The organism is Streptomyces composti (genome assembly GCF_012034205.1).
Classification (GTDB): Bacteria; Actinomycetota; Actinomycetes; order Streptomycetales; family Streptomycetaceae; genus Streptomyces; species Streptomyces composti.
The window spans coordinates 237,380-257,244 of record NZ_JAATEM010000002.1; the positions used below are offsets into that span (position 1 = coordinate 237,380).

Sequence of the window (19,865 nt, forward strand, 5' to 3'; positions counted from 1 at the left end):
CGCCCTGGCAGCGGCTCAGGCACAGCGGGAACGTGCTGCTGCCGCCGGGGCCGTCACCGCGCGGCCCTCGAGCCCTCCCGCCGGGCGCCGCCGGCGTCTACCATCGGTGACATGATCCGGCGACATTGATCCCACCGCCCCGCCTCCCGAGGGCCGCCACGGCCGCCGTGCGCCAAGAAGCGTCCGGTGACCGAACCGCCCCCTCGGGAAGGCCTCATGACTTTCACGCCCGCGCGCGTGCCCGATCTCCGCGTCCGGCGGCTGACCGGCACGCTGTACGGCTACGCGTTCCTCGAAGACTTCGTCCTGCTCTACCCGGTGTACGTGCTGCTGTTCAGCGACACCGGGCTCGCCGTCTGGCAGATCTCCTCGCTGTTCGCCCTGTGGTCGCTGACCACCGTGCTGCTCGAAGTGCCCTCCGGTGCCTGGGCCGACGCGGTCTCGCGCCGGCTGCTGCTGTGGCTCGGTCCGCTGCTCACCGCCGCCGGCTTCGCCCTGTGGGTGCTCTGGCCGTCCTACGGCGCCTTCGCGCTGGGCTTCGTGCTGTGGGGCACCGGCGGGGCCCTGGCCTCCGGCGCCCTGGAGGCGCTGGTCTACGACGAGCTGGAGCACCTCGGCGCCGCCGACCGCTACGCCCGGGTGATGGGCCGGGCCCGCGCGGCCGGGCTGGTCGCGGTGATGGCGGCGATGGGACTGGCGGGGCCGGTCCTCGCCCTGGGAGGACACACCGCGGTGGGTGCCGCCAGTGTGCTGGTGTGCCTGGCCACCGCGGCCGTGGCGGCCCGCTTCCCCGAGCACCGCACTCCGGAGGCCGGCCGGGAGGGCTGGACGGCGCCCCTCCGTGCCGGACTCGCACAGGCCCGCGCCGACCGCTCGGTGCGCGGTGCGCTGCTGCTCGTCCCGGCCGTGGGCGCGGTGTGGGGCGCCCTGGACGAGTACACGCCGCTGCTGGTGCGGGAGACGGGGGTCGCCGACGCGGCCGTGCCCTACCTGCTGCTGCTGATCTGGACCGGTGCCACCGCGGGAAGCCTGCTGGCGGAGCGGGGTGAGGGCCTGGGCGTCCGCGGCCTCGCGGCGCTGCTGGCCGGAGCGGGACTCGCCCTGGCGGCCGGTGCGGCGGCCGGCAGCCCGGCCGGACTGCTGCTCGTCGCCGTCGCCTTCGGCGGTTTCCAGGCGGCGACCGTGCTGGCCGACGTGCGGCTGCAGCGGCGCATCGAGGACAGCGGGCGGGCCACCCTCACCTCGGTCGCGGGGCTGGGCACCGAGGTCGCCACGATCACGGTGTTCGGCGGATACGCGCTGGTCGCCGCGCACGGCGACCACGGCACGGCCTTCACCGTCTTCGCCCTGCCGTATCTGCTGACGGCGGTGCTGCTCGTGCTGGTGAGGCCATCGCGGTCCGGGCGGCGCGTCCCGTGGCGGGGCCGCCGATTCCCACCGGCAGGCAGGTGATACCGGACGGCAACCGGATGACTCACCGTCCTGCGCGTCCTGCTCGCCGATCTCGCGGAGGCCGGCCGGTCCCCGCCCGCGACCTGCGAAGGAGCCGCCGGCCGGCCCCCGCGACCCCTCTGTCCGCACCGCGCAACGAATCGACGCGAACCCCGTGGTGCACGCAACGATCTGCTCACCGGCGCGCAACGGCTTCTCCTTGTCCGGCCGAGCCGGCCGACCGTACCTTCTTTGGTGACCCCGCAAACCCCCGCGTACCGGTGAGGACGACCCATGCGCACCGCCCTGCTCCAGAGCTCCGGACGTCCCGGAGCCGTCGCCGAGAACCTCAAGGTCCTCGGCGAGGCCGCGGACCGTGCCGCGGCGGCGGGCGCCGGGCTGCTGGTGACCTCCGAGATGTTCCTCACCGGTTACGCCATCGGCGACGACATCGCCCGCCTCGCCGAGCCCGCCGACGGCGACGCCGCCGACGCGGTCGCCGGGATCGCGGCCCGGAACCGGCTGGCGATCGCCTACGCCTACCCCGAGCGGGACGGCGAGGCCGTCTTCAACTCCGTGCAGCTGATCTCCGCCGACGGCACCCGGCTGGCGAACTACCGCAAGACGCACCTGTTCGGCTGCTTCGAGCGCGACCACTTCACCCCGGGCGAGCAGCAGGTCGTCCAGGCCGGGCTGAACGGCCTCACCGTCGGTCTGCTGATCTGCTACGACGTGGAGTTCCCGGAGAACGTCCGGGCCCACGCCCTCGCCGGGACCGACCTGCTGCTGGTGCCCACCGCCCAGATGCACCCCTTCCAGTTCGTCGCGGAGTCGGTGGTGCCGGTGCGGGCCTTCGAGAACCAGATGTACGTCGCCTACGTCAACCGGGTCGGCCCCGAGGGCGAGTTCGAGTTCGTGGGCCTGTCCGTCCTCGCCGGGCCCGACGGCGTCGCCCGCGCCCGGGCCGGCCGCACGGAGGAACTCCTCCTCGCCGACGCCGACCCCGTCCTGCTCGCCGCCTCCCGCGAGCAGAACCCGTATCTGAAGGACCGCCGCCCCGGTCTGTACGGGTCCCTCGCCTGAACCTCCCCCCCTCGTCTCGAACTTCTCGAACGTCACCTGCAAGGAGTCCGTACCCCATGACGTCCACGGTGCCCAACGCCGTCGAGCACACCGGCGAGCAGCAGCCGCCGATCACCATGTTCGGCCCGGACTTCCCCTACGCCTACGACGACTACCTCGCCCACCCGGCCGGTCTCGGGCAGATACCCGCGACCGAGCACGGTACCGAGGTCGCCGTCATCGGCGGCGGTCTGTCCGGCATCGTCGCGGCGTACGAGCTGATGAAGATGGGCCTCAAGCCCGTCGTCTACGAGGCCGACCAGATCGGCGGCCGGCTGCGCACCGTCGGCTTCGACGGCTGCGACCCGGAGCTGACCGCCGAGATGGGCGCGATGCGCTTCCCGCCGTCCTCCACCGCCCTGCAGCACTACATCGACCTGGTGGGGCTCGAGACCCGTCCGTTCCCCAACCCGCTGGCCGACGCGACCCCGTCGACCGTGGTCGACCTCAAGGGCGAGACCCACTACGCCGAGACCATCGACGACCTGCCGCAGGTCTACCGGGACGTCGCCGAGGCGTGGAACAAGTGCCTGGAGGAAGGCGCGGACTTCTCCGACATGAACCGGGCCATCCGCGAGCGCGACGTCAAGCGCATCCGGGAGATCTGGTCCCGCCTGGTGGAGAAGCTCGACAACCAGACCTTCTACGGCTTCCTCTGCGACTCCGAGGCCTTCAAGTCCTTCCGGCACCGCGAGATCTTCGGCCAGGTCGGCTTCGGCACCGGCGGCTGGGACACCGACTTCCCCAACTCCATCCTGGAGATCCTGCGCGTCGTCTACACCGAGGCCGACGACCACCACCGGGGCATCGTCGGCGGCTCCCAGCAGCTGCCGCTGCGCCTGTGGGAGCGCGAGCCGGAGAAGATCGTCCACTGGCCGTACGGCACCTCGCTGAAGTCGCTGCACGTGGACGGCAAGCCCCGCCCGGCCGTGACCCGGCTGCACCGCACCGCCGGCAACCGGATCACCGTGACCGACGCCGACGGCGACATCCGGACCTACAAGGCGGCCATCTTCACCGCCCAGTCCTGGATGCTGCTGTCCAAGATCGACTGCGACGACTCGCTCTTCCCGATCGACCACTGGACCGCGATCGAGCGCACCCACTACATGGAGTCCTCGAAGCTCTTCGTGCCGGTGGACCGGCCGTTCTGGCTGGACAAGGACGAGGAGACCGGTCGGGACGTGATGTCGATGACGCTCACCGACCGCATGACCCGCGGCACCTATCTGCTGGACAACGGGCCGGACAAGCCCGCCGTGATCTGCCTGTCCTACACCTGGTGCGACGACAGCCTGAAGTGGCTGCCGCTGTCCGCGAACGAGCGGATGGAGGTCATGCTGAAGTCGCTCGGCGAGATCTACCCCAAGGTCGACATCCGCAAGCACATCATCGGCAGCCCGGTGACCGTCTCCTGGGAGAACGAGCCCTACTTCATGGGCGCGTTCAAGGCCAACCTGCCCGGGCACTACCGCTACCAGCGGCGCCTGTTCACCCACTTCATGCAGGACCGGCTGCCCGAGGACAAGCGGGGCATCTTCCTCGCCGGCGACGACATCTCCTGGACGGCCGGCTGGGCCGAGGGCGCCGTGCAGACCGCACTCAACGCCGTCTGGGGCGTGATGCACCACTTCGGCGGCGAGACCGACCCGTCCAACCCCGGACCGGGCGACCTCTACGACGAGATCGCCCCGGTGGAGCTCCCCGAGGACTGAGTCCCGGGGCCCGGACCGGACCGGACCTCTCAGTCCGGCAGCGGGGTGAGCAGGATGCGGCCGGCGAAGCCGACCGCCCTGTCGAGCCGGACCGTGAATTCCTCGGCCACGTCCGGCAGATGCCGAAGTGCCCACAGGGCCCGGGCCGCCGTCCATGCGGCGTCCCGGGCCCTTTCCAGGCTCCAGGCGCCGAGCAGATGGGTCAGCGGGTCGGCGAGCTGCAGCACGTCCGGGCCGGGCATCAGCTCCTCGCGGATCCGCTCCTCCAGCGCCACCAGCATCTCGCCCACCTGGTCGAACTCGTCCTCCAGCTGGACGGGTTCGCAGCCGAGCGTACGGCAGCTGTCCACCACGGCCAGCGCCAGATCGTGGCCGATGTGCGCATTGATGCCCGCCAGCGCGAACTGCAGGGGACGTACGCCGGGATGGCGGCGGAACTGCAGCAGCGGGCTCCAGCAGGCCGGCGGACGCCGGTCGTCGGATGCCGGGGCGACGGCGTCCAGATAGCGGCGGGCGAACAGCTCGTCCAGGGTGATCGCCGCTCGCGGGTCGGCGAACCGGCCCGCGTCGATGTGCCGGTCCACCTCCTCCGTCACGGCGAGGTAGACGCGGTTGAACACGGCGACCCCGTCCCGTTCGGGCAGGGCGGCGTCCAGGGCGCGCATACGGGAGACGACCCTGTCCACGGGGGTGAGGACTTGCTCGGGTTGCGCCATGAGCGCAGAGTCCCACCTTTAGGGTGGAGGCAGTGGCGGCGGGCCGGGGGCTTCCCCGGAACGGGGGAACGCGCCCGCCGCGGGGGAGGGGAGCAGTACGGTGTCAGGCTCGCGTGCGCAGCGCCTGGCCGCGCGGAAGGCCGAGCGCAGACGCGCCGCCCGGCGCGGCACGATGGCCGTGGCGGCCTCCGTCGTGGTCGCCGTCGGCGCCACGGCGGGGATGATGTCCGCCCTGGGGGAGGAGCGGGGTTCCGACGAGGCCCGGCCCGAGGTGACCTCGTCGCCGCTGCTGGTCCCGCACCCGCACCGGCCGTCGGCCTCCCCGTCGCCGTCCGCCTCGCCCTCGCCCAAGGCCCCGAAGAAGACGGCGAGCCCCGGGCCGAGCCCGAAGAGGACCGAGCCGAAGCCGCGTTCCGCGCCCGCCTCCACCCGGCTGTACCTGCACCCGCAGTCCCGGGTCCTGGACTGGGTACGGGCCCATCCCGGCGACCCGCGGCAGCCCGTCATCAAGGAGCGCATAGCCAGCCGGCCGGCGGCCGTCTGGTTCGCCGACTACTCTCCGGGCACCGTCACCTCCCGGGTCCGCTCGGTCACCGCGGGCGGCGCCGCCCAGGGCCGGGTGCCGGTGCTTGTGCCGTACGCGATACCCGACCGCGACTGCGGCGGCCACTCCCAGGGCGGGGCACCGGACCTCGGCGCCTACGACGCCTGGATCGACAAGTTCGCCGCCGGTCTCGGCAGCGGTGAGGTCATCGTCATCCTCGAACCCGACTCGGTCGCCCAGGCCGAGTGCCTCTCCGCCGGCCGGCGTGCCGACCGCTTCGCCTCGCTGGCCCGCGCCGGACGCGTGATCAAGAGCGCCAATCCGCGGGCGCGGGTCTACTACGACGCCGGGCACTCCGGCTGGAACTCCCCGGCCAAGCAGGCCGGCTGGCTGCGGCAGGCCGGTGCCGCCTCCACCGCCTCCTCCGACGGCATCTTCAGCAACGTCTCCAACTTCCACAGCACCGCCGACGAGATCGCCCACAACCGGGCGGTGCTCGCCGCCCTCGGCGGCCCGTCGAGCCTCGGCGCGGTCATCGACACCAGCCGCAACGGCGCGGGCGCCCCGCAGGACGGCGAGTGGTGCGACCCGGCGGGCCGTAAGCTCGGCCGCGCCCCGACGCTCAGCACCGGCGAGCCGCGCATCGACGCCTACCTGTGGGTCAAGCTGCCCGGCGAGTCCGACGGCTGCCGGGGAGCGCCGGGCACCTTCACCCCGTCCTACGCCTATGAGCTGGCGCGCTGAGAGCCGCTCTCGTCGTAGCTGCTGGTGCCCTCGTCGAGCAGCGGGCGCTGCTGCTTGAGGTGGGCGGGCGCGAAGGCGCGCAGCGCGTGGTAGCCGGTGATGACGACGATGGTGCCCAGCGCGATGCCGCTCAGCGAGAAGGTGTCGGTGATCTCCAGGGAGACGTTGCCGACGCCGATGATGATGCCCGCGGCGGCCGGCACCAGGTTCAGCGGATTGCGCAGGTCCACTCCGGCGTTGATCCAGATCTGGGCACCGAGCAGGCCGATCATGCCGTAGAGGATGACGGTGATCCCGCCGAGCACGCCGCCGGGGATCGCCGCCACGACCGCGCCGAACTTGGGGCACAGGCCGAACAGCAGGGCGAAGCAGGCGGCGGCCCAGTAGGCGGCCGTGGAGTAGACGCGGGTCGCGGCCATCACGCCGATGTTCTCGGAGTAGGTGGTGGTGGGCGGGCCGCCGGCCGCGGTGGACAGCACCGAGCCGATGCCGTCGGCGGAGATCGCGGTGCCCAGCTTGTCGTCCAGCGGGTCGCCGGTCATCTCGCCGACCGCCTTGACGTGGCCGGCGTTCTCCGCGATCAGCGCGATGACCACCGGGAGCGCGACCAGGATCGCCGACCACTCGAAGGACGGGGCGTGCACCGAGGGCAGTCCGATCCAGTCGGCCTGGCCGACCGCGGAGAGGTCCAGGCGCCAGTGGTCGGTGACCTTGCCGCTGCCGTCCACCGAGTGGATCTTCCCGAAGATCCGGTCCAGGGCCCAGGAGAGCCCGTAGCCGAAGACCAGTCCCAGGAAGATCGCGACACGGGACCAGAAGCCGCGCAGGCAGACCACGGCCAGACCGGTGAACAGCATCACGAGCAGCGCCGTCCACTGGTCCTGCGGCCAGTAGGTGGTGGCCGTCACCGGGGCCAGGTTGAAGCCGATCAGCATGACGACGGCGCCGGTGACGATCGGCGGCATCGCGGCGTGGATGATCCGTGCCCCGAAGCGCTGCACGGCCAGGCCGGCGAGGAACAGCGCGACCCCGACCACCAGCACGGCGCCGGTCACCGTGGCGCTGGAGCCCCCGTCGGCCCGGATGACGGCGGCGACCCCGACGAAGGACAGCGAGCAGCCGAGGTAGCTCGGCACCCGGCCGCGGGTGGCCAGCAGGAACACCATGGTCGCGACGCCCGACATCATGATCGCGAGGTTGGGGTCGAGACCCATGAGCACGGGCGCCACGAAGGACGCTCCGAACATCGCGACCACGTGCTGTGCGCCGAGGCCCGCGGTACGGGGCCAGGAGAGCCGTTCGTCCGGGCGGACGACGGCACCGGGAGCCGGGGTGCGTCCGTCGCCGTGCAGTTTCCAGCGGACGCCGAGATCCATGAGGGGGTCGCTTTCGTCGTGGGGCAGTGGGCGCCGACCATTGTCCCTGGTCCCAGGGGGTGCTGAGCGCCTGCTTAGGATGGAGTGGTTGAACGTTCCACCGCAAGGCCCTCACCCAGGAGACCACCCGTGACCGCCGAAGCCCCGCCCGCCCCCGTCCTGACGTACGGCCGGCTGATCCCCGTGACCGTCCACTTCGACGACCTGGACGCGCTGGGCCTGCTGCACAACGCCCGCTACCCGCTGCTGGTCGAGCGGGCCTGGACCGAGCTGTGGCAGGACAACGGCATCCGCTTCGAGGGCGACTGGGCGGCGGCGGGCGATGCCTGCAACGCGGTCAAGGAACTGCGGATCACCTACGAGGCGCCGGTCACCCGCACCGGTGACTACGCCGTCCATCTGTGGCTGGACCGGCTCGGCACCACCGGCCTCACCTACGGCTTCCGCTTCTGCTCGGCGGACGGCACGGTCACCTACGCCCGGGGCAGCCGGGTGCTGGTGCGCCTCGACGCCGCCACGCTGCGCCCGGCGCCCTGGAGCGACGCCTTCAGGGCCGCGGCTCGGGAACTGCTGCACCCGGACGTGTGACCTTCGGGCGGTCCCCGGCGCGCAGCACGCCCGCGAGCGAGGCGACGCCGCAGGAGAGCACGGTGACCACCGTGAACGACACCACCAGGCTGGTCGCCTGGGCCAGCAGGCCGATGACGCCGGGGGCGATGAGCCCCGAGGTGTAGGTGATCGTCGCGACACCGGCGATCGCCAGGCTCGGGTTGGAGCCGCTGCGGCCCGCCGCGGCGAAGCACAGCGGCACCACCACCGCGATCCCGAGCCCCGTCAGCGCGAACCCGGTCATCGCCGCCGCGGGGTGCTCCGCCAGCACGATCAGCAGTCCGCCGGCCACCGCGACGATGCCGCTGACGCGGACCGTGCGCACCGCGCCGAAGCGGTCCACCACCCGGTCCCCGGCGATCCGGGCGATCGCCATGGTGAGGGTGAAGCCGGTGGTGCAGGCGGCGGCGAGACCGGCCGAGGTGCCCAGCTCGTCGCGCAGGAAGACCGCCGACCAGTCCAGGCTGGCGCCCTCCGCGAACACCGCGCAGAACCCGATCGCGCCGATCAGCAGCGCCGAGCGCGGCGGCAGCGCGAACCGCGGCGGGGGCTCCTCCTCCGCGGCGGGCTGCAGATCCAGCACCCAGGCGCAGGCACCGACCCCCGTCGCGGTCAGCACCGCGGCGGTCAGCGCATGGTGCAGGCGGGCGTCCGTCCCGAGGTGCGCGGCCAGTGTGCCTGCCGCCGAGCCGGTCAGCGCGCCCGCGCTCCACATGCCGTGCAGCCCCGACATGATCGACCGGTCGAGGCGGTTCTCCACCTCCACACCGAGGGCGTTCATGGCCACGTCGGCCATGCCGGCCGTGGCCCCGAAGACGAACAGGGCGAGGCAGAGAGCCGCCATGCCCGGCGCGAGCGACGGCAGGATCAGCGCCAGCGTCCACAGGGCGATCAGACCGCGCAGGGCGTTGCGGGCGCCGAAGCGGTGGCTGATGCGCCCGGCCAGCGGCATCGCCAGCGAGGCGCCGATCGCCGGGAAGGCGAGGGCGATACCGAGCCCGCCCGCGCTCACCCCGGCGTGATCCTGGATCCAGGGGACCCGTGTCGCGAACGATCCGGTCACGGCACCGTGCACGGCGAACACGGCGGCCACGGCGTACCGCGCCCGTTTCACCTCGCGCTGCTGGTATGTCACCGCACTCATCGTCCCCGCCCCTCCTGATCGCCGTTCTCCGGATCCGTGCGCCCGCACCGGCGCTCCGGCTCGGCGCGTACGCGCGCCGCGGCCCTGTTCCGCGCGGCGCCGCCGTAAACTATCAGGAACCCTGCCTGAAAGATAAGCGGTTTTCCGGCTAGGATCCCGGCATGCCCGCATCCCCCAGCACCGCCCGAGCCATCAACGACCGGCTCGCACTGGGCCTCCTCCAGGAGCGGGGTCCGCTGACGGCAGCGCAGCTCAAGCAGCTCACCGGACTGTCCCGGCCCACCGTGGCCGACCTGATCGACCGCCTCACCGCCGCCGGACTCGTCGCGGTCGTGGGAGAGGCGGGGGCGCAGCGGCGCGGACCCAACGCCAAGCTCTACGGCCTCGTCGGCGACCGCGCCCACCTGGCCGCGCTCGATGTGCGCACCGAGGGCGTCGCCGTGGTGGTCAGCGATCTGGCGGGCGAGGTGCTCGCCGAGGCCTCCGTGCCGATCACCGGGGAGGACGGCACGGACCCGGCCGTGGAGCAGGCGGTGGCCCTGGTCGAGCGGGCTCTGAAGGAGGCAGGGGCGGACCGGCTGCACAGCGTGGGCATCGGCGCCCCCGGCCTGATCGACCCGGCGACCGGCGAGCTGCGGGACACCTCCAAGCTCCCCGCCTGGCACCGCCGGCTGGTGACCGCCCTCCAGGAACGGCTGCCCGGGGCCCGCGTCAGCGTGGAGAACGAGACCAACCTCGCCGCCCTCGCCGAGCAGCGCGACGGCGCCGCCCGTGACCGCGACACCTTCGTCCTGCTGTGGCTGGGGCACGGCACCGGAGCCGCCGTGATCCTGGACGGCGCGCTGCGCCGGGGCGCCTCGGGCGGCACCGGCGAGATCGGCTTCCTCCCGGTCCCCGGCACCGGCGGCCTGCCCACCGCCACGGACTGCGGCGGGGGCTTCTACTCCCTGGTGGGAGCGCCCGCCCTCGCGCAGCTCGCGGCACGGCACGGTGTCGCACCGGAGCCGGACGCGGACCCGCCGGCGGCCGGAGCGGTACGGGCGGCCGTACGGGCGCTGGACACGCCGGAGTCCGACGACGCCGCGTCAGCCGCCGCGGCGGACTTCCTCGACGCCGTCGCCCACCGGGTGGCCGTCGGCGCCGCGGCCGCCGTCGCACTGCTGGACCCGGGGTGCGTGGTGCTCGGCGGGGAGATCGGGCAGGCCGGGGGAGAGGAGCTGGCCCGCCGGGTGGAGCGGCGGCTCGGCTCCATGTCACCGCTGCCCACCGAGGTGCGGCCCAGCGCCCTGGGGGGTGCGGCCGTGCTGCGGGGCGCACTGCTGACCGTCCGCGACCGCGCCCAGGACGAACTGTTCGGCGCGCCGGCGGCAGCGGGCTGACCCGGCAGCGCCCGCGTGCGGGACCCTCAGCCCTTGCGCCCGCCCCGCCTCGCGTGCTCGGCCAGATAGTCCTCGAAGGTCCGCTTGCCCACCGCGTGGTCCGGGGTCAGATGGCCGCCCGCCCGGAAGGCCCGGTAGGCCTGGCCGGCCAGCGGCACCTCGACCACCGGCCTGCGGCGGCCGGTGGCCCGCAGATACGACTCGGCCAGCGACTCGAAGGTGCGCACCTCGGGGCCGCCCATCTCGTCGACCCGCCCCGCGGGCGCTCGCTGGGCCAGCCCGGACAGACGCTCGGCGACCTCGGTCACCTCGATCGGCTGGTCCTTCACCCGGGCCGGGAGCAGCAGCACCGGCGCCTTCGACGCCGCCCGGAGCAGCCGGAAGACCAGATCGTGGAACTGGGTCGTGCGCAGGACGGTCCAGCCGAGGCCGGAATCCTCCACCATCCGCTCCACCGCGAGCTTGGAGCGGTAGTACGGGAACGGCACCCGGTCCACGCCGACGATCGAGATGTACACCAGATGCGCCACCCCGGCCCGCTGCGCCGCGGTGATCAGATTCCGCGTGGGCTGCTCGTCACCGCCGCGGGGGCTGGTCGCGCAGTGCACGACCGTCTCCACGTCCGCCACGGCCCGGTCGAGCGCCGGCCCGCCCTGGCGCAGGTCGACGGCGTAGGGCCGGGAGTGCCGGCTGAGCACCCGCACCTCGTGCCCGTCCGACCGCAGCCGCTCGCAGACGTGCCTGCCGAGAGTTCCGGTGCCGCCGGTCACCAGGATCGTGCTCATCGCCGTTCAGCCCCTTCGGACACGGGCGCCCCCTGCTGGAGCGCCGCCCGTCAGCCAGGACGAAGCGACCGCTCCCGTTCGTGACATCCCTGGCGGAGGCGTCGGGGGCGGGTCCCGGACGGGTGCCTCGGCGCCGCGCCCGGCTGACGGCGTACGCAGTCCAGCTTCTCCGGGAACACCGCGGTCCGCACCCGCACGGCACGGCGTCTGGTGCGGCCCGGCGGCGGGCAAGGGCCGTCGTCACCGCCGCCGGGCCCGTCTCATCGGGGCGACCCGCGCCGCCGGCACAGCGGTCCGGCTGTGCGGGGCCGGCCCGGAGCCGGTTGCTCTCCGCGGAAGTTGGCCGAAACCCTAAGAGGACTAGACCACGCCGTCAAGAGGTATGGACCAATAGGGGTGACTGTTCAAACGTGTTCCGGTTCGGGGGAGTTGGGGCGTCGTGCCACGCTGGGCAGAGGGCTTGTCACCGGCTGTGAGCCACTCCACACCCCCCACGGGCTTCGACGGTCCTCAGCCGTGGCACACTGGCCCTGTACCAGTAGCAGCGCACTCCGGGGTCGGTGAAAGTCCGAACCGGCGGTTACAGTCCGCGACCCGGTCGCCTCCAGCGGCCGGTTGACCAGGTGAAACTCCTGGACCGACGGTTAAAGTCCGGATGGGAGGCAGTGCGCGGCGGACGGGCGTTCAAGCGCGCCGCCGTACCGGTTCGCCGTCGAGGCGTTCCGTGGACCGGCGACGCGGGCAATGTCCCGAACCGTACCTTCTGCCGTCATCGGCAGCCCCGGAGTCCGTGCCCGAAGAGGCAGGAGGACCCGGGAAGTGTTCACCGGAATCGTCGAAGAACTGGGCGAGGTCATCGCCGTCGAGACCCTCGACGACGCCTGCCGATTCCGGCTGCGCGGCCCGGTCGTCACCGAGGGCGCCAAGCACGGAGACTCCATCGCCGTCAACGGCGTCTGCCTCACCGTCGTCGAGCACGAGGGCGACGAGTTCACCGCCGACGTGATGGCCGAGACGCTCGACCGCTCCAGCCTCGGCGCGCTGACCGTCGGCTCCCGCGTCAACCTCGAGCGCCCCATGGCCGTCGGCGCCCGGCTCGGCGGCCACATCGTGCAGGGCCACGTCGACGGCACCGGCCGGATCCTCGAGCGCAAGCCCTCCGAGAACTGGGAGGTCGTGAAGATCTCCCTGCCCGCCGACCTCTCCCGCTATGTCGTGGAGAAGGGCTCCATCACCGTCGACGGCATCAGCCTCACCGTGGTCGACGCAGACCCTGACTTCTTCACCGTCAGCCTGATCCCCACCACGCTCGCCATGACCACCCTCGGCATCAAGCAGCCCGGCGACCCGGTCAACCTCGAGGTGGACGTCATCGCCAAGTACGTCGAGCGGATGATCGGCGACCGTGCCGTCGGCGAGGGGGCCGCCCGGTGAACTGGCTGAACTCCGAGGCGTTCACCCTCCTCGGCCAGCACATCAAGTGGTCCGACATGACCGGCAACGTCATCGGTCTGATCGGCCTCGCCCTCGGCTGGCGGCGCTCCATCTGGACCTGGCCCGCGCAGTTCCTGTCCGGGCTGATCCTCTTCGCCGCCTTCGCCACCGCCCACCTCTCCGGCAGCGCCGGCAAGCAGATCGTGGTCATGCTGGTGGCCGCCTGGGGCTTCGCCCAGTGGCGCCGCGGCCAGGAGCGGGCGCAGGACGGGACGATCGCCGTCCGCTTCGCCACCTGGCGCGAGCGCGGCACCCTGGCCGGTGCCGCCGCCCTCGGCACCCTCGCCGTCGGCGGTCTCTTCACCCTCTATCCGTCGCTGTCCTGGGACCCCTGGCCCGACGCCTACATCTTCGTCGGCACCGTCGTCGCCATGTACGCCCAGGCCCGCGGAATGGTCGAGTTCTGGTTCGCCTGGCTGCTCGTCGACCTGGTCGGCGTCCCGCTGAACTTCGCCAACGGCTTCGCCTTCTCCGGCTTCGTCTACATCGTCTACGGCGCGCTCGTCCTGTGGGGCCTGCGCGACTGGTGGCTGCGCTCCCGCGACGCGCGGCCCGCCCTGGAAGGAGCGCCCGCATGACCGCGGCACCGATCCTGTACAGCACCGAGGGGCCCGAGGACTTCACCCTCGACCCCGTCGAACAGGCCGTCGCCGACATCGCGGCCGGCCGCCCCGTCGTCGTGGTCGACGACGAGGACCGCGAGAACGAGGGCGACCTCGTCATCGCCGCCGAGAAGGTCACCCCCGAGATCGTGGCCTTCATGATGAGCGAGTGCCGCGGCCTGATCTGCGCCCCCATGGAGGGCGAGGAGCTGGACCGGCTGAAGCTCCCTCAGATGGTCGAGGACAACACCGAGTCCATGCGCACCGCGTTCACCGTCTCCGTGGACGCCTCCGCCGCCCACGGCGTGACCACCGGCATCTCCGCCGCCGACCGAGCAGCCACCCTGAAGCTCCTGGCGAGCGGCACGGCCGGGCCCGACGACCTGGTGCGCCCCGGGCACATCTTCCCGCTGCGCGCCCGGCCCGGCGGCGTCCTGGTGCGCCCCGGCCACACCGAGGCCGCCGTCGACCTCGCCCGCCTCGCCGGGCTGCGGCCCGCCGGTGCCATCGTCGAGATCGCCGGTGAGGACGGCCAGATGCTGCGGCTGCCGGAGCTGATCCCGTTCGCCCGCAAGCACGGCCTGTCGATCATCTCCATCGAGGACCTGATCGCCTACCGCCGCAGCAGCGAACCCACCGTCCGCCGCGAGGCCGAGGTCCGCCTGCCCACCTCGCACGGCGCCTTCACCGCCTACGGATACCGCTCCACCGTCGACGGGGTCGAGCACGTCGCCCTCGTCCACGGCGACCTCGGCGACGGCGAGGGTGTGCTGGTGCGCATGCATTCCGAATGCCTCACCGGTGACGTGTTCGGCTCCCTGCGCTGCGACTGCGGCCCCCAGCTGGACGCCTCCCTGGACCGGATACAGGCCGAGGGCCGGGGCGTCGTCGTCTACCTGCGCGGACACGAGGGCCGGGGCATCGGCCTGATGTCCAAGCTGCGCGCCTACGAGCTGCAGGAGCGCGGCCGGGACACCCTGGACGCCAACCTCGAGCTGGGCCTGCCCGCCGACGCCCGCGACTACGGCGCCGGCGCGCAGATCCTCGCCGACCTCGGCGTGCGCAGTGTCCGCCTGATGACCAACAACCCCGACAAGTCCGCGGCGCTCGTCCGCCACGGCATCGAGGTCACCGGCCGCGAACCGATGCCCGTCACCGCGGGCGAGCACAACCTGCGCTATCTGCGCACCAAGCGGGACCGGATGGGTCACGACCTGCCCTGGCTGGACGGACCGACCGTGCCCGCCTGCGGCAACCAGTAGCACCGGCACGACCGGCAGGACCGCTGGGACAGGAGACGTGCCCGTCTGCGGCCCAGCACAAGAGAAAACCCCGAGGAGCAACGTGAGCGGCAAGGGTGCACCGGAGCTGACCGTACGCAATGTGGGTGACCTCCGGGTCGCCGTCATCGCGGCGCAGTGGCACGAGAAGGTGATGGACGGGCTGGTGGACGGCGCACTGCGCGCCCTGCACGACCTCGGCATCGACGAGCCGACCCTGCTGAGGGTCCCCGGCAGCTGGGAGCTGCCCGTCGTCGCCAAGGTCCTCGCCGGCCGGGGTTACGACGCGATCGTCGCCCTCGGCGTGGTGATCCGCGGCGGCACCCCGCACTTCGACTACGTGTGCCAGGGCGTCACCCAGGGACTCACCCAGGTCTCGGTCGACACCGGTGTGCCCGTCGGCTTCGGTGTGCTCACCTGCGACACCGAGGAGCAGGCCCTGGACCGCGCCGGTCTGGAGGGCTCCAGCGAGGACAAGGGCCACGAGGCGGTGACCGCGGCGGTGGCGACGGCGGCGACGCTCCGCTCGGTATCCGAACCGTGGCGCTAGGCGGGCGCCCGTACCGCGTAGAGTGGGCGCCACCATGTCCAAGAAGACGTTCGAGGAGCTCTTCACCGAGCTCCAGCACAAGGCCGCCCACGGCGACCCCGCCACCTCCCGCACCGCCGAGCTGGTGGACAAGGGGGTCCATGCCATCGGCAAGAAGGTCGTCGAGGAGGCCGCCGAGGTCTGGATGGCCGCCGAGTACGAGGGCAAGGAGGCGGCCGCCGAGGAGATCTCGCAGCTGCTGTACCACGTCCAGGTGATGATGGTCGCCCGCGGCATCTCCCTCGACGACGTCTACGCCCACCTGTAAAGACCTGTCCGACACACCGACACCCCGTCACGCAAAGGAAGCCGACCTCATGCTGCGCATCGCCGTCCCCAACAAGGGTTCACTCTCCGGCCCTGCGGCGGAGATGCTGCATGAGGCCGGCTACCAGCAGCGCCGCGAGTCCAAGGAACTGCGGATCGTCGACCCGGAGAACGAGGTGGAGTTCTTCTACCTCCGCCCCCGCGACATCGCGATCTACGTCTCCTCCGGCCGCCTCGACATCGGCATCACCGGCCGCGACCTGCTGGTCGACTCCGGCGCCGACGCCGAGGAGATCCTCGCCCTCGGCTTCGCCCGCTCCACCTTCCGCTACGCCACCAAGCCCGGCACCGTGCACACCCTCGCCGACCTCCACGGCAGGACGGTCGCCACCTCCTACGAGGGCATCGTCGGCAAGCACCTGAAGGACAACGGCATCGACGCCTCCGTCGTCCACCTGGACGGCGCCGTGGAGACCGCCATCGAGCTCGGCGTCGCCGAGGTCATCGCCGACGTGGTGGAGACCGGCACCTCGCTGCGCAACGCCGGCCTGGAGGTCTTCGGCGACCCGATCATGAAGTCCGAGGCGGTCGTCATCCGGCGCACCAACGGCGCCGAAGGGGCCGACGAGAACGTCGAGACCAAGGTGCAGCAGTTCCTGCGCCGCCTGCAGGGCGTCCTGGTGGCCCGCACCTACGTGATGATGGACTACGACTGCCGCGTCGAGCAGCTCGAGAAGGCCGTCGCCCTCACCCCGGGCCTGGAGTCCCCGACCGTCTCCCCGCTGCACAACGAGGGCTGGGTCGCGGTCCGCGCCATGGTCCCGGCCAAGGAGGCCCAGCGGATCATGGACGACCTCTACGACATCGGCGCCCGCGCCATCCTCACCACGGCGATCCACGCCTGCCGCCTGTGAGCATCCCGCCGCGGGCCGCACCGCCTTCGCGAGCCGCATCGAGATCCGTACCGGGAGACGCGCGAGATGTCTGAGCTGCCCGACCTGCCGGTCACCTTCCGGCCCACGCGTACCCGCGCGGTGCTGCTCACGGCGGCAGCCGCGATCTTCGTGGTGATCACCGTGATCGCGGTGCTGCTGCCGCAGCTCGGCCCCGGCGAGCGGATCAGCTTCGTGTGCACCGCCGCCCTGCTGGCCGGCGTCCTGCTGATGCTGGCGCGGCCGAAAGTCGTCGCCGACGACGGCGGCGTCACCGTGGTCAACATCGCCTCGAGGCGCCGGCTGGAGTGGGCGGAGATCCTCCAGGTGCATCTCCGTCCGGGTGACCCCTGGGTGTTCCTCGACCTCAGCGACGGCACCAGCATGCCCGCGCTCGGCATCCAGCCCGGCATCGCCCGCCGGCAGGCCCTCGCCGACGCACGGGCCCTGCGGGCGCTGGCCGAGGAGCGCTCCACGGCCCACCCCGACACGCCCCAGGGATGAGGTCCGGGACACCTCCGGGGCGTCCACCCTGCCGCAGTCGGGGCTGTCTTGATTAATCTGTTGGACGGAGGCGCTCTCACAGAGCCTCCGCCCCTGTCGCCCCGCCCGGTGCCACAGGGGCTCCTGCTACATGAGGAGTGACTCCCTCCGGCGATGGACGGATCGTCCTGCAGTACCTGCGCCGCCCCCTGCCGACATAGCGCGGACCGAGTCCGCGCCCGTGCGGAGGCGGCGGCATCATGACCATCCCTCTGCTGCTTCTCGCAGCCGCGTTCCTGCTGATTCTCGCCAACGGATTCTTCGTGGCCGCCGAGTTCGGCCTGGTCACCGTCGAGCGACAGGACGCCGAGCAGGCCGCCGCGGACGGCGACCGCCGCGCCCGCCGCGTGGTCGCGTCCCTCAAGGAGCTGTCCTTCCAGCTCTCCGGCACCCAGCTCGGCATCACCATCACCTCCCTGGTCGTCGGCATGCTCGCCGAACCGGCGCTCGCCCAGCTCCTGGACGGCCCGCTGAAGGCGGCCGGCATCCCCGGCGGTGCCGTGCCCGGCGTCTCGGTCGTCGTCGGCATGCTGCTGGCCTCTGCCGTGCAGATGGTGATCGGCGAACTCGTGCCCAAGAACTGGGCGGTCTCCCGCCCGCTCCAGGTCGCCCGCTTCGTGGCCGGCCCGCAGCACGTCTTCGCCCGCGTCTTCCGCCCGGTCATCGCCGGGCTGAACGCGGTCGCCAACCGCCTGGTGCGGCTGCTCGGCTTCGAGCCCGCCGAGGAGCTGGCCTCCGCCCGCACCCCCGGCGAACTGGTCTCCCTGGCCTGCCACTCGGCGCGGGCCGGAGCCCTGGAGCAGGACACCGCCGACCTGTTCGTGCGGACCCTGTCCCTGGGCGGGCTCACCGCCCAGCATGTGATGACCCCGCGCGTGAAGGTCAGCGCCCTCCAGGCCTCGGCCACCGCGCAGGACGTGGTGAACCTCACCCGGGCCACCGGACTGTCCCGCTTCCCCGTCTACCGGGAGCGGATCGACGAGATCACCGGCATGGTCCACCTCAAGGACGCCCTCGCGGTGCCGGCGGCCGACCGGCTGCGCACTCCGGTGCACGAGATCGCCCGTCCGGCGCTGCTCGTCCCGGAGACCCTGCCGGTGCGTCCGCTGCTGACCCGGCTGCGCAGCGAGCAGCCGATCGCCGTGGTCGTCGACGAGTACGGCGGCACCGCCGGTGTCGTCACCCTGGAGGACATCGTCGAGGAGATCGTCGGCGAGGTCCGCGACGAGCACGACGGCCACGACGCCCCCGAGCTGATCGCCGCCCCGCCCGAGGACGGCAACCCGGCCTGGGACGTCGACGGCAGCGCCCGCCTGGACGTCCTGCTGCGCATCGGACTCGACGCCCCCGAGGGCCCGTACGAGACGGTCGCCGGTCTGGTCGCCGACCTGCTCGGCCGGATCCCCGCCGTCGGCGACCGGGCCGAGCTGCCCGGCTGGCAGCTGTCGGTGCGAAGGGTCGGCCACTACCGCGCCGAACGCGTCCGGCTGGTCCGCACCGCGCCGCTGCCGCTGGTGGAGGCGGCGGGATGAGCGTGCTGCAACTGCTCTTCGCGGCGCTGCTGGTGCTGGCCAACGGATTCTTCGTCGGCGCCGAGTTCGCGCTCGTGTCGGTCCGCCGCAGCCAGATCGAGCCGCTCGGCACGGCCCGCGCCCGCCAGGTCCTCCACGGCCTCGAGCATCTGCCGCAGATGATGGCGGCGGCCCAGTTCGGCATCACCGTGTGCTCGCTGACGCTGGGCGCGGTGGCCGAACCCACCGTCGCCCGGCTGCTGGAGCCGGTCTTCACCTGGATCCGTCTGCCGCACGGCATGGTCCACCCACTGGGCTATGTCATCGCCCTGGCCGTGGTGGTCTTCTGCCATCTGGTCATCGGCGAGATGGTGCCGAAGAACCTCGCCATGGCGGCCCCCGAGAAGGCCGCGCTCTGGCTCAGCCCCGGCCTGGTGTGGTTCGCCCGGCTGTGCCGCCCGGTCACCGCGGCCCTCGGCGCCTGCTCGCGCGCGGTGCTGCGGCTGTTCAGGGTCGAGCCGAAGGACGAGGTGGAGGCCGTCTTCACCAGCGAACAGCTCAACCGGCTGGTGGAGGACGCAGGCCAGGCCGGGCTGCTCGACCCGGAGGAGGCCGAGCGCCTCGAGGACGCCCTGGAGCTGGGTTCCCGCCCGGTGACCGACGTCCTGCTCGAGCGCGAGTCCCTGGTCACCGTCGACCCGGCGGTGACCCCCGCGCAGATCGTGGAGCTGACCGCCCGCACGGGCTACAGCCGCTTCCCGATAGCGGTGGGCGACGGCGCCTTCATGGGCTACCTGCATGTGAAGGACGTGCTCGACCTGGAGGACTCCGACCGGGCGGTGCCGCAGCGGCTGTGGCGCCGCATGACGACCCTGCGCCCGGAACTCCCCCTGGACGACGCCCTCACGGTGATGCGGCGCGCTGCCACACACCTCGCCCAGGTGACCGACGCCTCCGGCAAGGTGCTGGGGCTGGTCGCCCTGGAGGATGTCCTGGAGATGCTGGTCGGCGAGGTGCGCGACCCGGCGCACCGGCAGCTCGCCCAGCCGTAGCCGGACCGGTGCCTCCCTCGTGCCTGCGGC

The 19,865-nt window shown here is 72.5% G+C and carries 19 protein-coding genes and 1 riboswitch; of the genes, 15 read left to right on the forward strand and 4 right to left on the reverse strand.

Translation table 11 applies throughout. From position 1 onward, the window contains the following. Positions 1–216: 216 nt before the first annotated feature. The 3 genes from HCJ93_RS02765 to HCJ93_RS02775 all read left to right on the forward strand — a co-directional run bounded on the left by HCJ93_RS02765 (position 217) and on the right by HCJ93_RS02775 (position 4,268). Positions 217–1,452 (forward strand): MFS transporter, encoded by a 1,236-nt coding sequence (locus HCJ93_RS02765; RefSeq protein WP_167990740.1) that lies wholly within the window; start codon positions 217–219, stop codon positions 1,450–1,452. Positions 1,453–1,725: 273 nt separating this feature from the next. Then, positions 1,726–2,514 carry a carbon-nitrogen hydrolase family protein gene (locus HCJ93_RS02770; protein WP_167990742.1) on the forward strand — a complete coding sequence of 263 codons (789 nt, stop codon included), beginning with the start codon at positions 1,726–1,728 and terminating at the stop codon, positions 2,512–2,514. Positions 2,515–2,570: 56 nt separating this feature from the next. Continuing rightward, positions 2,571–4,268, forward strand: coding sequence for a flavin monoamine oxidase family protein (locus tag HCJ93_RS02775; protein ID WP_167990744.1), 1,698 nt, complete (start codon positions 2,571–2,573; stop codon positions 4,266–4,268). Positions 4,269–4,297: 29 nt separating this feature from the next. Here HCJ93_RS02775 and HCJ93_RS02780 read toward each other — a convergent pair whose 3' ends face one another. Beyond that, complete coding sequence (locus HCJ93_RS02780) at positions 4,298–4,984, reverse strand: DUF5995 family protein (protein ID WP_167990746.1); 687 nt, start codon at positions 4,982–4,984, stop codon at positions 4,298–4,300. A 172-nt stretch (positions 4,985–5,156) separates the two neighbouring features. On the opposite strand from HCJ93_RS02780, the gene HCJ93_RS02785 reads away from it, so the two are divergent. After that, the gene (locus HCJ93_RS02785) at positions 5,157–6,272 is read left to right on the forward strand and encodes a glycoside hydrolase family 6 protein (protein ID WP_167990836.1); all 1,116 of its coding nucleotides are present in this window, start codon (positions 5,157–5,159) and stop codon (positions 6,270–6,272) included. On the opposite strand, the gene HCJ93_RS02790 is transcribed toward HCJ93_RS02785, so the two are convergent. Then, positions 6,254–7,648, reverse strand: a complete 1,395-nt coding sequence (locus HCJ93_RS02790; protein ID WP_167990747.1) for a uracil-xanthine permease family protein — start codon at positions 7,646–7,648, stop codon at positions 6,254–6,256. The genes HCJ93_RS02785 and HCJ93_RS02790 overlap by 19 nt on opposite strands. A gap of 129 nt (positions 7,649–7,777) precedes the next feature. Between HCJ93_RS02790 and HCJ93_RS02795 the strand changes: the two genes are divergently transcribed. Next, on the forward strand, positions 7,778–8,236 hold the full coding sequence (locus HCJ93_RS02795; protein WP_167990749.1) for an acyl-CoA thioesterase: 459 nt from the start codon (positions 7,778–7,780) through the stop codon (positions 8,234–8,236). On the opposite strand, the gene HCJ93_RS02800 is transcribed toward HCJ93_RS02795, so the two are convergent. Next, positions 8,196–9,401: an MFS transporter gene (locus tag HCJ93_RS02800; RefSeq protein ID WP_167990751.1), complete on the reverse strand. Its 1,206-nt coding sequence runs from the start codon at positions 9,399–9,401 to the stop codon at positions 8,196–8,198. The two genes, HCJ93_RS02795 and HCJ93_RS02800, sit on opposite strands and share 41 nt — an antisense overlap. Positions 9,402–9,562: 161 nt before the next feature. On the opposite strand from HCJ93_RS02800, the gene HCJ93_RS02805 reads away from it, so the two are divergent. Further along, positions 9,563–10,780, forward strand: a complete 1,218-nt coding sequence (locus HCJ93_RS02805; RefSeq protein WP_167990753.1) for an ROK family transcriptional regulator — start codon at positions 9,563–9,565, stop codon at positions 10,778–10,780. Positions 10,781–10,806: 26 nt separating this feature from the next. Here the strand turns inward: HCJ93_RS02805 and HCJ93_RS02810 are convergent, their stop codons facing one another. Continuing rightward, on the reverse strand, positions 10,807–11,565 hold the full coding sequence (locus HCJ93_RS02810) for an SDR family oxidoreductase (RefSeq protein ID WP_167990754.1): 759 nt from the start codon (positions 11,563–11,565) through the stop codon (positions 10,807–10,809). A 542-nt stretch (positions 11,566–12,107) separates the two neighbouring features. Then, positions 12,108–12,238: riboswitch (FMN riboswitch) on the forward strand. A gap of 146 nt (positions 12,239–12,384) precedes the next feature. On the opposite strand from HCJ93_RS02810, the gene HCJ93_RS02815 reads away from it, so the two are divergent. The 9 genes from HCJ93_RS02815 (at position 12,385) to HCJ93_RS02855 (ending at position 19,835) form a co-directional block, all read left to right on the forward strand. Continuing rightward, positions 12,385–12,999, forward strand: a complete 615-nt coding sequence (locus HCJ93_RS02815; RefSeq protein ID WP_167990756.1) for a riboflavin synthase — start codon at positions 12,385–12,387, stop codon at positions 12,997–12,999. After that, complete coding sequence (locus tag HCJ93_RS02820; RefSeq protein WP_167990758.1) at positions 12,996–13,637, forward strand: nicotinamide mononucleotide transporter family protein; 642 nt, start codon at positions 12,996–12,998, stop codon at positions 13,635–13,637. The genes HCJ93_RS02815 and HCJ93_RS02820 overlap by 4 nt, the downstream gene beginning before the upstream one ends. Continuing rightward, positions 13,634–14,923, forward strand: a complete 1,290-nt coding sequence (locus tag HCJ93_RS02825; RefSeq protein WP_167990760.1) for a bifunctional 3,4-dihydroxy-2-butanone-4-phosphate synthase/GTP cyclohydrolase II — start codon at positions 13,634–13,636, stop codon at positions 14,921–14,923. Before HCJ93_RS02820 ends, HCJ93_RS02825 begins: the two co-directional genes overlap by 4 nt. An 82-nt stretch (positions 14,924–15,005) precedes the next feature. Next, complete coding sequence (gene ribH / locus HCJ93_RS02830; RefSeq protein WP_167990762.1) at positions 15,006–15,491, forward strand: 6,7-dimethyl-8-ribityllumazine synthase; 486 nt, start codon at positions 15,006–15,008, stop codon at positions 15,489–15,491. A 34-nt stretch (positions 15,492–15,525) separates the two neighbouring features. After that, positions 15,526–15,798: a phosphoribosyl-ATP diphosphatase gene (locus tag HCJ93_RS02835; protein ID WP_004990764.1), complete on the forward strand. Its 273-nt coding sequence runs from the start codon at positions 15,526–15,528 to the stop codon at positions 15,796–15,798. Between the two features lie 49 nt (positions 15,799–15,847). Then, positions 15,848–16,711, forward strand: coding sequence for an ATP phosphoribosyltransferase (hisG, locus tag HCJ93_RS02840; protein ID WP_167990764.1), 864 nt, complete (start codon positions 15,848–15,850; stop codon positions 16,709–16,711). 66 nt (positions 16,712–16,777) lie between these two features. Beyond that, a complete protein-coding gene (locus HCJ93_RS02845) occupies positions 16,778–17,233 on the forward strand; it encodes a PH domain-containing protein (RefSeq protein WP_167990765.1) in 456 nt (151 codons plus the stop codon). Positions 17,234–17,472: 239 nt separating this feature from the next. Further along, positions 17,473–18,804, forward strand: coding sequence for a hemolysin family protein (locus HCJ93_RS02850; RefSeq protein ID WP_167990766.1), 1,332 nt, complete (start codon positions 17,473–17,475; stop codon positions 18,802–18,804). Continuing rightward, positions 18,801–19,835 (forward strand): hemolysin family protein, encoded by a 1,035-nt coding sequence (locus HCJ93_RS02855; protein ID WP_167990767.1) that lies wholly within the window; start codon positions 18,801–18,803, stop codon positions 19,833–19,835. Before HCJ93_RS02850 ends, HCJ93_RS02855 begins: the two co-directional genes overlap by 4 nt. Positions 19,836–19,865: the final 30 nt, after the last annotated feature.